The 13,419-nt window shown below is 52.9% G+C and carries 10 protein-coding genes; 8 read left to right on the top strand and 2 right to left on the bottom strand.

Annotated features, from left to right (window positions below; genetic code table 11):
* Positions 1-26: 26 nt before the first annotated feature.
* From OGX90_RS20880 to OGX90_RS20870, 3 genes are all read left to right on the top strand, one after another.
* Positions 27-1,079: a 4-oxalomesaconate tautomerase gene (locus OGX90_RS20880; RefSeq protein ID WP_048226050.1), complete on the top strand. Its 1,053-nt coding sequence runs from the start codon at positions 27-29 to the stop codon at positions 1,077-1,079.
* A gap of 80 nt (positions 1,080-1,159) precedes the next feature.
* The gene (locus tag OGX90_RS20875) at positions 1,160-2,593 is read left to right on the top strand and encodes an anion permease (protein ID WP_286624633.1); all 1,434 of its coding nucleotides are present in this window, start codon (positions 1,160-1,162) and stop codon (positions 2,591-2,593) included.
* Between the two features lie 68 nt (positions 2,594-2,661).
* Positions 2,662-4,926: a hydratase gene (locus tag OGX90_RS20870; RefSeq protein WP_286624631.1), complete on the top strand. Its 2,265-nt coding sequence runs from the start codon at positions 2,662-2,664 to the stop codon at positions 4,924-4,926.
* 95 nt (positions 4,927-5,021) lie between these two features.
* On the opposite strand, the gene OGX90_RS20865 is transcribed toward OGX90_RS20870, so the two are convergent.
* Positions 5,022-6,305 carry a putative acyl-CoA thioester hydrolase gene (locus OGX90_RS20865; RefSeq protein ID WP_128611652.1) on the bottom strand — a complete coding sequence of 428 codons (1,284 nt, stop codon included), beginning with the start codon at positions 6,303-6,305 and terminating at the stop codon, positions 5,022-5,024.
* 224 nt (positions 6,306-6,529) lie between these two features.
* Between OGX90_RS20865 and hutI the strand changes: the two genes are divergently transcribed.
* From hutI to hutH, 5 genes are all read left to right on the top strand, one after another.
* Positions 6,530-7,753: an imidazolonepropionase gene (gene hutI, locus OGX90_RS20860; protein ID WP_286624629.1), complete on the top strand. Its 1,224-nt coding sequence runs from the start codon at positions 6,530-6,532 to the stop codon at positions 7,751-7,753.
* Positions 7,750-8,691 (top strand): formimidoylglutamase, encoded by a 942-nt coding sequence (hutG, locus tag OGX90_RS20855; RefSeq protein ID WP_267439330.1) that lies wholly within the window; start codon positions 7,750-7,752, stop codon positions 8,689-8,691. The genes hutI and hutG overlap by 4 nt, the downstream gene beginning before the upstream one ends.
* A gap of 87 nt (positions 8,692-8,778) precedes the next feature.
* Complete coding sequence (locus OGX90_RS20850) at positions 8,779-9,498, top strand: histidine utilization repressor (protein WP_003831502.1); 720 nt, start codon at positions 8,779-8,781, stop codon at positions 9,496-9,498.
* A 136-nt stretch (positions 9,499-9,634) separates the two neighbouring features.
* Positions 9,635-11,320 (top strand): urocanate hydratase, encoded by a 1,686-nt coding sequence (gene hutU / locus OGX90_RS20845; RefSeq protein ID WP_008784176.1) that lies wholly within the window; start codon positions 9,635-9,637, stop codon positions 11,318-11,320.
* Between the two features lies 1 nt (position 11,321).
* A complete protein-coding gene (hutH, locus tag OGX90_RS20840) occupies positions 11,322-12,842 on the top strand; it encodes a histidine ammonia-lyase (protein ID WP_111465897.1) in 1,521 nt (506 codons plus the stop codon).
* A 95-nt stretch (positions 12,843-12,937) separates the two neighbouring features.
* On the opposite strand, the gene OGX90_RS20835 is transcribed toward hutH, so the two are convergent.
* The gene (locus OGX90_RS20835) at positions 12,938-13,414 is read right to left on the bottom strand and encodes a kinase inhibitor (protein WP_103284915.1); all 477 of its coding nucleotides are present in this window, start codon (positions 13,412-13,414) and stop codon (positions 12,938-12,940) included.
* Positions 13,415-13,419: the final 5 nt, after the last annotated feature.

Below are 13,419 nucleotides of genomic sequence, written 5' to 3'. Positions count from 1 at the left end.
GTGGAAATAATATTGAGAGCATTGTTATGAAAAAAATACCTTGCGTTATGATGCGTGGAGGAACCTCCAGGGGTGCATTTTTATTAGCACAAGATTTACCAGAAGAAGAAAAACAGCGGGATGAAATATTGATCGGGATTATGGGTTCTGGCAATGCGTTGGAAATAGATGGCATTGGCGGTGGCAATCCGTTAACCAGTAAAGTCGCGATTATTAGTCTTTCAAACGACCCCAACGCTGATATCGATTATTTATTTGCTCAGGTACTGGTACATGAGCAACGGGTCGATACCACACCCAACTGTGGCAATATGCTTTCCGCCGTTGGTGCGTTTGCTATTGAAAAGGGGTTGATTGCTGCTTCTACGCCGACCACCCGCGTACGCATTCGCAATGTGAACACCAACACGTTTATCGAAGCTGATATACAGACGCCGCATGGTGTTGTTGAGTATGAAGGAACGGCAAGAATTGACGGTGTCCCGGGAACATCGGCCCCTATTGCGTTGACGTTTCTTAATGCCGCAGGTTCTAAAACCGGGCATATTTTTCCGACGGGCCAACACATCGATTATATCAACTCAGTTCCGGTGACCTGTATGGATATGGCGACACCTGTCGTAATTATTCCTGCCGAATACCTTGGGAAAACGGGCTATGAATCAGCGGAAGAACTGGATGCAGACAACGAATTATTGTCGCGCATTGAGTCTATTCGTTTACAGGCCGGTGAAGCTATGGGGCTGGGTGATGTCAGCAATAAGGTTCTCCCAAAACCGATTCTCATCTCTGCACCTCAACACGACGGCGAAATTAATGTTCGTTATTTTATGCCGCACTCTTGCCATAAAGCGCTGGCGATTACCGGGGCGATAGCTATCGCCAGCAGCTGTGTCATTAACGGTACTGTTTCGCGTCAGGTAACGGCGGGGGCGCATTACGGGAATATCACTATCGAACATCCTGGCGGCACTCTTGATATTCATTTAACCAATAAAGGGGATGAACCTGAAACTATCAGAGCTTCGGTTATTCGTACCGCCAGAAAAATATTCGCTGGTGATGTTTTCCTTCCCTGACAGCATTGGCCCCATTTCTCTGCGATCGCAGAAAAACGAAAAATACTGTATTGCCTGTATAGATTATTCAGGATTAATAAATGAACGTTAAATCATTATGGAAGCTAATTTTAATATTAGCGATCCCCTGTATTATTGGTTTGATTCCTGCCCCTGCGGGATTAAGTGAACTAGCGTGGGTGCTGTTTGGTATTTATCTTTCGGCCATTGTCGGACTGGTGATTAAACCGTTTCCTGAACCGGTGGTGCTATTGATTGCCGTTGCCGCCTCTATGGTAGTTGTCGGTAATTTAGGCCATGGCGTACTGAAGACCAGCAGCGTACTGAGCGGTTATGCTTCCGGTACGACATGGCTGGTTTTCTCCGCATTTACGTTAAGTGCTGCTTTTGTGACGACGGGGCTGGGTAAGCGCATTGCTTATATTCTGATCGGTAAAATTGGTAACACCACGCTTGGCCTTGGCTATGTGACCGTATTCCTTGATCTGGTGTTAGCTCCGGCAACACCGTCAAATACCGCGCGAGCGGGAGGAATTGTATTGCCCATTATCAATAGCGTGGCGGTGGCGCTGGGCTCTGAGCCAGATAAGAGCCCGCGCCGTGTCGGCCACTACCTGATGATGACGGTCTATATGGTTACCAAAACGACCAGCTATATGTTTTTTACTGCGATGGCAGGAAACATTCTGGCGTTGAAGATGATCAATGATATCTGTCATTTACAACTGAGCTGGGGGGGATGGGCACTCGCAGCAGCTTTGCCTGGACTGGTTATGCTGTTGGTAACGCCTTTAGTTATCTATTTTATGTATCCACCTGAAATTAAAAAGGTTGATAACAAAACTATTGCTAAAGCCGGGCTTCAGGATTTAGGGCCAATGAAAGGGCGCGAAAAAATGCTGCTGGGTATCTTCGTCCTTGCGTTATTGGGATGGATTTTCAGTAAAAGCCTTAGCGTTGATGAATCAACGGTAGCGATTGTCGTAATGGGTATGATGCTTTTGTTAGGCGTGGTTACCTGGGATGATGTGGTTAAAAATAAGGGCGGCTGGAATACCTTAATCTGGTATGGCGGTATTATCGGGTTAAGTTCGTTATTATCGAAAGTGAAATTCTTTGACTGGTTAGCTGAACTGTTCAAAAACAATCTCGACTTTGGTAATCACGGCAATGTGGCGTTCTTCGTTATTTTGTTCCTGAGCATTATCGTTCGATATTTCTTTGCCTCAGGCAGTGCATATATTGTGGCAATGATGCCGGTATTTGCCATGCTGGCGAATGTCTCCGGCGCACCATTGATGTTAACCGCGCTGGCATTACTCTTCTCTAACTCCTATGGCGGAATGGTCACCCATTATGGCGGTGCCGCAGGTCCGGTTATTTTTGGCGTTGGCTATAACGATATTAAATCGTGGTGGCTGGTGGGGGGCATGCTGACCTTACTGACCTTTATTGTCCATATCACCCTGGGCGTGTGGTGGTGGAGCATGTTGATTAACTGGAACATGCTGTAAACCATAAGCCAGATTCAAATTATTAATTGACTGCGCACTAATATAAGTACGGGATTACGGAGTATCAAATGATTACGTTGTATGAAAAAGGAGTTTATCTCTCCGATAATAATGAAGTTGTAGCTGAGAGTTCTTTGCCTGGGTATATCTGCAAAGAGGATGCGAAAAAAAGAACTATAGCGTGGTCGATTCTCTCCGCACATAATACGTCCGGTGATATGAATAAGCTTAAAATTAAGTTTGATTCATTAGCCTCACACGATATTACCTTTGTCGGTATTATTCAGACTGCAAAAGCCTCTGGCATGGAACGTTTTCCGCTGCCGTATGTTCTGACTAACTGCCATAACTCATTATGTGCAGTAGGGGGAACTATTAATGGTGACGATCATATGTTTGGTCTGTCTGCGGCACAGCGTTACGGCGGAATCTTTGTGCCGCCACATATTGCTGTTATCCATCAATACATGCGTGAAATGATGGCGGGCGGCGGCAAAATGATCCTTGGCTCAGACAGCCATACACGTTACGGCGCATTGGGTACGATGGCGGTAGGAGAGGGGGGCGGTGAGCTGGTCAAGCAGTTGCTAAACGACACCTGGGACATTGATTATCCTGACGTCGTTGCCGTTTATCTGACCGGGAAACCCCCAGCAGGTGTTGGTCCACAGGATGTGGCGTTAGCGATCATTGGCGCGGTATTTAAAAATGGCTACGTCAAAAATAAGGTCATGGAGTTTGTCGGCCCTGGCATCCGCCATCTCTCAACAGATTTTCGCAACAGCGTTGATGTGATGACCACTGAAACCACCTGTTTGAGCTCCGTCTGGCAAACGGATGATGAAACTCGTAGTTGGCTGGCATTACATGGACGTGAGCAAGACTATCGCCAGCTAAGTCCGCAGCCGATGGCCTGGTATGACGGTTGTATTTATGTTGATTTGAGTGCGATTAAGCCGATGATTGCGCTGCCATTCCATCCAAGTAATGTCTATGAGATTGATACTCTCAATGAGAATCTGACGGATATTCTCCGGGAGATTGAAGTTGAATCTGCACGTATCGCGCAGGGTAAAGCCAGCTTCTCGTTGTTGGATAAAGTAGAAAATGGCCGCTTAAAAGTACAGCAGGGGATCATTGCTGGATGCTCGGGCGGCAACTATGAAAACGTGATTGCTGCGGCGCAGGCATTACGTGGTCAATCCTGCGGTAATGATGCTTTCTCGCTTGCTGTATACCCCTCGTCACAACCGGTGTTTATGGATTTAGCACAGAAAGGTGTCGTTACAGATTTACTGGGCGCGGGGGCTGTCATCAGAACCGCATTCTGCGGTCCATGCTTTGGCGCGGGCGATACGCCAATCAACAATGGTCTTAGCATCCGCCATACCACGCGCAACTTCCCTAACCGTGAAGGCTCGAAACCGGGCAATGGTCAAATGTCAGCCGTTGCGCTGATGGATGCGCGATCAATTGCGGCTACGGCAGCCAACGGTGGATTCCTCACTGCTGCGACGGATCTGGATTGCTGGGATACGGTGCCAGACTATGCGTTTAATCCTGCACCTTATAAGAGTCGCGTATACCAGGGATTCGTGAAAGGGGCTACGCAGCAACCACTCATTTACGGCCCGAACATTAAAGACTGGCCGGAACTGGGCGCATTAACGGAAAATATTCTGCTGAAAGTGGCCTCGAAGATCCTTGATGATGTGACAACAACGGATGAGCTTATCCCGTCAGGTGAAACCTCGTCGTATCGCTCTAATCCACTAGGACTGGCGGAATTTACGCTGTCTCGACGAGATCCTGGGTATGTGGGAAGAAGTAAAGCGACGTCGGAGCTGGAAAAAAGGCGCGTGGAGGGGGGCGATGTCAGCGAACTGGCGTCAGTTTTCGAACGCATCCAACAGATTGCCGGTCAGGAAAATGTGCAACCGTTGGATACTGAGATTGGTAGCATGATTTACGCCGTCAAACCTGGCGATGGCTCGGCGCGCGAGCAGGCGGCGAGCTGTCAGCGAGTGATTGGTGGCCTGGCAAATATTGCCCAGGAATATGCCACCAAGCGTTACCGTTCCAACGTTATCAACTGGGGTATGCTACCGCTCCAGATGGCAGAGCAACCTTCATTTGAAGTGGGTGACTATATCTATATTCCCGGTATTCGCCGCGCGTTAGATGAGTGCAGTAAAGAAATCGAAGCGTATGTGCTTCACGATGATGGTGCGGTGAGTGAAATCAGTGTGTATATGGAAAGTCTGACCGCAGAAGAGCGTGAAATTATTAAGGCAGGGAGTTTGATTAACTTTAATAAGTCGCGTTTGGTGTAACACTAATTGTATGCCGGAGAGGGCGATTTTCGTCGCCATCCGGCACATTGCCCGGCAGAGCATGAATCTGCCGGGTTTACATCAGAGAATGACGTTTACTGCTTAGGTTCAGCAACCACTTTGCTACCGATACCGCGGTTGTTGTATTCCCACATACGGTTGAAGTTGGTGTCGTTCAGGTTACGCTGGATTTCACCTTTGTCATCTTCCGCACCGGTATTACCGGCAAACGGGCGTTTTGCGATAACGCTGTCAGCCCATGGTTTTGCCATGTTAAAGCCTTCGTTAATCACGCTGTCACGAATCACGACCTGACCGTTAGTGTTGGAATCGACATCCAGCGAGCGGCCTAACTGCGCCACGCCATCGCCACTTGCCGTGAAGCGACTATTAATCGCCAGGAAACCGTAGTAGATGTTTGACAGGGTAGCCGGTGCGAATACATAGGCTTCCTGCTGGGTACGGGAGTTCACTACGCGGAAATCGGTGTTATCGAACACTACGGCACCGCGACCGGAAACGATATCCACATCGCCTTCAATGTAGCTGTTGGTAACCAGCGTACGCGGCTGACGATCGTTTTCCAGACGGTTTTGTACGCCGCTATTGGTCACGAAGAAGGTATTCTGGCGGCCCAGGATATTGACCTTGTTGATCTGCACTTTATCGCCATCGGTACGCAGTGCAACGGCCGGGTGGTTACCCGCATCAACGCTGTCACCCAGGTTGTTTTCGATGGTCAGATTCTGCAATTGCAGACCGTTATTTTGCGACCAGACGACAGCAGAACACATCACACCAATATTTGTGCCACGTTTGTTCTGGCAATTATCAAACATATACCACGCAGGTTTACCCGGCATATATTTACCGGCTGGGTTCACCGTACGACGCCAGTCCGCGGTGCTCATGTCACCGTCAATGGCCTGGCCAATTTTCACATCAAGCGGTTTTTCGCCCATACCGTACAGCGTCAGGCTACCTGTTGCTGCCGGAATATATACCGTGCCCTGGTACTCGCCTGGCATAATCGCGATGTACTGACGTTTGTTAGTACGTTTGATGATTGCTGCATCAACAGCGGCTTGAATGCTGGTATGGGTGACGCCCTGAGTCCCTGCCGGGCCAACGACGAAGTCAGGCTGTGCAGGCAGAGAAATAGAAGAAGGGCTCCACGGCGCGGTGTTTGGCGTCAGTGCGGAAAAATAGTGCGCAGCAACGAAGTTTTTCGCTTCATTGGCCGACAGGATCGGGCGCGAAGAGGTGCCTGGCGCGGTCTGATCGGAAGGAATTTGATCGGGCGGCGTAGAGCTACAGGCGGTCAGCGTCACGCCAAAAGCCATAGCCAGCGCCAGACGGGAAACTGATGATATGTTCACAGGTTGCTCCGGGCTTTGAAAAGTTATCCATTGAAGCCTGCTTTTTTATACTAAGTTGAGCGAAACGGGAAGGTTAAAAGGTAAAAAGTTGTTTTTATCACCACAAAGCCCGGCGCGGAGAGTCCTTATATCACAAATACATAACAATTACGGTCCTTCAGGTTGACAACATCCCTATAATCAAAAATAAATGTCTATACAACCTATGACAAGTGGTGAGTCGAATGCAGCAATTCTTCCCTGATGATGTTATCTGGCGCAATGTTCGTCTGGCGACTATGGACCCTGAACGTGGTACCCCATATGGGCTGTTGGATGGTCACGCGCTGATCGTCCGCCAGGGCAAGATTCGCGATATCGTCCCGGAATCATCGTTATATCTCACGCATGACAATACTTTTGATATGCAGGGCAGGCTGATTACGCCTGGCCTGATTGATTGCCATACGCATCTGGTCTTTGGCGGAAACCGCGCAGGTGAGTGGGAGCAGCGGCTAAATGGTGTCTCCTACCAGCAGATAAGCGCTCAGGGTGGGGGGATCAATGCCACCGTATCGGCGACCCGCAGCGCCACGGATGAACAACTCTTACACGTAGCTCATCAGCGGATGGAACAGCTGATCAAAGAAGGTGTTACGCTGCTGGAAATAAAATCCGGCTACGGCCTGGATTTGACGACAGAAGAGAAAATATTGCGCGTGGTGGCAGCGCTGGCGGCAGAGAGTATCGTTGAAATCAGCCCGACGCTGTTGGCCGCGCATGCAACTCCAGCGGAATACCGGGATGATCCTGACGGCTATATTACGCTGGTGTGTGAGACCATTTTGCCGCAATTGTGGGAACAAGGGCTGTTTGAGACCGTCGATCTGTTCTGTGAAAGCGTTGGTTTTTCGTTGGCGCAGAGCGAGCGGGTGTTTCAGGCTGCGCAGGCGCTGGGCATCCCGATTAAAGGTCATGTCGAACAACTGTCATTGCTTGGCGGCGCACAGTTGGTAAGCCGCTACCACGGGCTATCCGCCGATCATATTGAATACCTTGATGAAGCGGGTGTAGCGGCGATGAGCCAAAGCGGTACGGTCGGCGTGCTGCTGCCCGGCGCATTCTATTTCCTCAAAGAGCAGCAGCGCCCACCGGTAGCGTTGCTGCGTCAATATCAGGTACCGATGGCGGTAGCGACAGATTTTAACCCCGGTACCAGTCCGTTTATCAGCCTGCACTGGGCGATGAATATGGCCTGTGTTCAGTTTGGCCTGACGCCGGAAGAAGCATGGGCGGGCGTAACCCGTCATGCGGCCCGGGCACTGGGGCGTCATGCCACCCACGGTCAATTGAAGGCCGGGTTTGTGGCCGATTTTGTGGTGTGGGATGCAACCCTCCCGGTCGAGATCCTGTATGAACCCGGGCGTAACCCACTCTACCAACGCGTATTCAAAGGACAAATAGCATGACTAACTGGCAACCAGCTTCAGCTGCGCTGTGGCAGGGACGTGATGACCGCGCCGAATCGCCGAATGCGCTGCGCCTGTTTCAGACTATCACCCTGAGCCAGACGTTTAGCCCAGAAATGTACCGCGAGCAGATAGCGTTACTCGGGTTTGCCTGCGACGAAGGCGTTAAACGCAATCAGGGGCGCACGGGCGCCGCGGGAGCGTCCGATGTGTTGCGAAAGGCGTTGGCGAATTTAGCCAGTCATGATGGGCACAATCGACTGGTGGATCTGGGAAATATTGTGGCGCAGGCTCCCGATCTTGAGGGCGCGCAGCAGGCGTTACGCAATGCGGTACAGCGCTGTCAGCACGAGAACATGCGTACCTTTGTTTTGGGCGGGGGACACGAAACTGCCTTTGCGCACGGCGCGGGCGTACTGGATGCGTTCCCGCAGGCGAAAGTGGGGATAGTCAACTTCGATGCGCATCTCGATTTGCGCAAAGCTGAACAAGCTACATCCGGTACGCCATTTCGCCAGTTGGCGCAGCTTTGCGATGAACAGCAGCGTGAATTTCACTATGCCTGTATCGGAGTCAGTCGGGCGGCAAACACCCAGGCGCTTTGGGATGAGGCCCAGCGGCTCGGTGTTACCGTGGTGGAGGATCTGCATTGCGATACGGCGCAGGCGCAGTTAGCGCAGTTCATTGCCAATCTGGATGTCATCTATCTGACAATCGACCTCGACGTGCTGCCGGTGTGGGAAATGCCCGGCGTGTCGGCCCCCGCCGCGCTTGGCGTACCGTTGGCGACGCTGCTGAGACTGATTGAGCCTCTGTGTCGTAGCGGTAAACTCCTGGCGGTGGATATGGTTGAATTTAATCCACGCTTTGACGATGATGGCAGAGCAGCACGCGTGGCGGCGCGATTAGGCTGGCAAATCGCCCACTGGTGGCACTGATATACCTGATGGCGTTGCGCTTATCAGGCTCGGGTAATGCCTGTAAATTCTACCCACTCACATTTTCAGCTTAAGGAAGGCTCACGCATGCTCCCATCCCGTTCTGCTCCGGCTCCTTTTTACGAAAAGGTCAAACAGGAGATCAGCGAAAAAATTGCCAGCGGTATCTGGCAGCCTCACGATCGCATTCCGTCTGAGGCAGAGCTGGTGGCTCAGTATGGTTTCAGCCGCATGACCATCAACCGGGCGCTACGTGAGTTAACGGATGAAGGTTTACTGGTGCGTTTGCAGGGCGTGGGGACGTTTGTCGCCGAGCCCAAAGGTCAGTCCGCGCTGTTTGAAATCCGCAGCATCGCGGATGAAATCAACGCCCGTCAGCATCAGCACCGGTGCGAAGTGCTGACGCTGGAAAAAACCCAGGCCAACGCGCAGCAGGCTTTGGTGTTAAACGTCAAAGAAGGCACCTCCATTTTTCACTCTGTCATGGTTCATTACGAGAACGATCTGCCGGTACAGATTGAAGATCGCTGTGTGAATGCCGAAATTGTGCCGGAGTATCTGGCGCAGGATTACAGCCAGACTACACCGCACGCATACCTGTCGTTGATAGCCCCTTTAACGGAAGGTGAGCATATTGTTGAAGCGGTACGTGCCAGCGCTGAAGAGTGCGCGCTGCTGAATATCAAAGAACACGATCCCTGCCTGCTGATCCGCCGTAAAACCTGGTCTGCGTCATCCATTGTCTCTCATGCCCGTTTGCTGTTCCCGGGTTCTCGCTATCGCCTGCAAGGACGGTTTATGTCCTGATACAGGACATGAAAACCGTGATTGCTGACGCAATATAATAAAAATGTATCTTAATTGTTAAAATGACCCTTGCTGCAGCTTGTATAGACAAGTATATGTTACTTATCTATCCGACGTTCGCGAGGAGTTTTCTGTCATGTCCCATAGCAAATATCGTCAGCAGGATATTCGTGCCCCACGCGGCACCACCTTAACGGCCAAAAGCTGGCTGACCGAAGCGCCGCTGCGTATGTTAATGAATAATCTGGATCCCGATGTGGCGGAAAATCCGCATGAGCTGGTGGTATACGGTGGGATTGGCCGCGCCGCGCGGGACTGGGAATGTTATGACGCCATCGTCAACGCGCTGACCAAACTGGAGACCGATGAAACTCTGCTGGTCCAGTCTGGTAAACCGGTAGGCGTATTCAAAACTCACGACAACGCACCGCGCGTGCTGATTGCCAACTCCAACCTGGTGCCACATTGGGCTACCTGGGAACACTTCAACGAACTGGACGCCAAAGGGCTGGCGATGTACGGCCAGATGACCGCCGGGAGCTGGATCTACATCGGCAGCCAGGGCATCGTGCAGGGGACTTATGAAACCTTCGTTGAGGCCGGGCGTCAGCATTATCAGGGTAACCTCAGCGGACGCTGGGTGCTGACCGCCGGGCTGGGCGGCATGGGCGGAGCACAACCGCTAGCCGCTACACTTGCGGGTGCGTGTTCGCTGAACATTGAATGCCAGCAAAGCCGAATTGATTTCCGACTGCGTACCCGTTACGTCGACGAGCAGGCGACATCGCTTGACGATGCGCTGGCGCGTATCGACAAATACACCCGCGAGGGTAAAGCCGTCTCCATTGCGCTGTGTGCTAATGCCGCCGACGTTGTGCCGGAACTGGTGAAGCGCGGTGTGCGCCCGGATATGGTCACCGACCAGACCAGCGCCCACGATCCGCTGCATGGTTATCTGCCGTGCGGCTGGAGTTGGGAAGAGTATCAGGCAAAAGCGGTGTCCGATCCCCAGGGCACGGTGCAGGCGGCGAAACGTTCAATGGCAACGCACGTTGAGGCGATGCTGGCGTTTAGCAAAATGGGCGTGCCGACGTTTGATTACGGCAACAACATTCGCCAGATGGCCAAAGAGATGGGCGTGGAAAATGCCTTTGATTTCCCGGGATTCGTACCTGCTTATATTCGCCCCCTGTTCTGTCGCGGCATAGGCCCGTTCCGTTGGGTGGCGCTGTCGGGCGATCCGCAGGATATTTATAAGACAGATGCCAAAGTGAAAGAGATCGTGGCTGATGATAAGCACCTTCATCACTGGCTGGATATGGCGCGTGAGCGGATTAACTTCCAGGGCTTACCAGCGCGTATCTGCTGGGTCGGCCTGGAGTGGCGACAAAAGCTGGGGCTGGCGTTTAATGAAATGGTGCGCTGCGGTGAAGTATCCGCGCCGATTGTTATTGGCCGTGATCATCTGGACTCCGGTTCTGTTGCCAGCCCAAACCGCGAAACAGAAGCTATGCGCGACGGTTCAGACGCCGTATCCGACTGGCCGCTGTTGAACGCGCTGCTTAACACCGCCAGCGGAGCAACCTGGGTGTCGCTTCATCATGGCGGCGGGGTTGGCATGGGCTTCTCTCAGCATGCCGGGATGGTGATTGTTTGCGATGGTACCGATGAGGCCGCGGCGCGCATCGCCCGGGTATTACATAACGATCCGGCTACCGGGGTGATGCGCCACGCCGACGCCGGGTATGACATTGCGGTGGAGTGCGCCGTTGAAGAAGGGCTGAATTTGCCAATGATTGCTGCGACGCAGGAGAAACGCTGATATGAACACCATGACACTCACCCCGGGCCATCTGAGTTTTACCCAGCTTCGTGAAATCTGGCAGCAGCCGGTCAAACTGAACCTGGATGCCGGGGCGATTGATGCAATCAATGCCAGCGTCGCCTGCGTCAATAATATTGTCGCTGAAGGCCGTACGGCGTATGGCATTAATACCGGCTTTGGCCTGTTGGCTCAGACCCGTATCGCCACGGAAGATTTGCAGAATTTACAGCGTTCGCTGGTGCTTTCCCATGCGGCAGGCGTTGGCGAGGCGCTGGATGACGCAATGGTTCGCCTGATTATGGTGCTGAAAATCAACAGCCTGGCGCGTGGTTTTTCCGGCATTCGTTTGAGCGTGATTGAAGCGCTGATTGCGCTGGTGAATGCCGAGGTGTATCCACTGATCCCGGCGAAAGGGTCGGTGGGCGCATCGGGCGACCTGGCGCCGCTGGCACATATGTCGTTGACGCTATTGGGCGAAGGTAAAGCGCGCTGGCAGGGGGAATGGCTCCCGGCTACCGACGCGCTGAAAAAGGCCGGACTGGAGCCGATCACGCTGGAGGCGAAAGAGGGGCTGGCGCTGCTCAACGGCACTCAGGCTTCCACCGCCTTTGCACTGCGCGGGTTAATTGAAGCTCAGGAACTGTTTGCGTCTGCGACGGTGTGCGGGGCGCTGACCACAGAAGCCGTGCTGGGCTCCCGTCGTCCGTTTGACGCCCGTATTCATGCCGCGCGAGGGCAGCGTGGGCAGATTGATGCCGCAACGCTATACCGTCATGTGTTGACCGACTCTAGCGCGCTTTCGCAGTCGCATCATAACTGTGAAAAGGTGCAGGACCCGTATTCTCTGCGCTGTCAGCCACAGGTGATGGGGGCGTGTCTGACACAAATGCGCCAGGTGATGGATGTTCTGCTGGTTGAAGCCAACGCGGTTTCCGACAACCCGCTGGTGTTTGCCGAAGAGGGCGATGTGATTTCCGGCGGCAACTTCCATGCTGAACCGGTGGCGATGGCGGCAGATAATCTGGCGCTGGCAATTGCGGAAATTGGCTCGTTATCAGAGCGGCGCATTGCGCTGATGATGGACAAACATATGTCGCAGTTGCCGCCGTTCCTGGTGAAAAACGGTGGGGTTAACTCCGGCTTTATGATTGCTCAGGTAACCGCCGCCGCGCTGGCGAGCGAGAACAAAGCGCTGGCGCATCCGCACAGCGTGGACAGCTTGCCGACATCCGCCAACCAGGAAGATCATGTTTCTATGGCTCCGGCGGCGGGACGCAGACTGTGGGAGATGGCAGCAAATACGCGCGGCGTGATTGCCGTGGAGTGGCTGGCGGCGTGTCAGGGGATTGACCTGCGTGAAGGGTTAACCTCCAGTCCGTTGCTGGAGCAGGCGCGACAAGCGCTGCGCGAGCAGGTTGCACACTACACGCAGGATCGCTTTTTTGCCCCGGATATTGAGTGCGCGACCGAGCTGTTAGCGCAAGGAACGTTGCTGCAATTGCTGCCTGAATTTCTGTAGAAAATTGCCTGATATCGACGCTGACGCGTCTTATCAGGCCTACGGTCTGCTTTGTAGGCCGGATGAGGCGAAGCCGACATCCGGCACAACACAGCTTAGCTAAACATCGCCGTAATCGAGGCGCTGGCGAGCGAGTGGAAATGGACGTTAAATCCAACCATCGCGCCGCTGGCACCTTCATCGACATCAATACGCTCCACATCCAGGGCGTGAACCGTAAAGATATAGCGGTGGGTTTCACCCTTCGGCGGCGCAGCGCCGCCATAACCGGCTTTACCAAAATCTGTACGGGTCTGAATCACCCCATCCGGCAGTGCAACCAGCCCGGAGCCGGATCCTTGTGGGAGTACGCGGGTATCAGCCGGCAGATTTACCACCACCCAATGCCACCAGCCGGAGCCGGTTGGCGCATCAGGATCAAAGCAGGTCACGACAAAGCTTTTGGTTCCTGCGGGTACGTCATCCCACGCCAGGTGGGGGGAAATATTATCCCCGTCATAGCCCATGCCGTTAAAGACGTGGCGATGCCCAAGCTTATCGCCATCGCGCAGATCGTTACTGATTAGTTTCATGCTGA

The sequence above is a fragment of the Citrobacter sp. Cpo012 genome (assembly GCF_030333015.1).
Taxonomy (GTDB): Bacteria; Pseudomonadota; Gammaproteobacteria; order Enterobacterales; family Enterobacteriaceae; genus Citrobacter; species Citrobacter portucalensis.
Note: the sequence above shows the minus strand (reverse complement) of the source record. Positions and strands in the feature narration are given on the sequence as shown.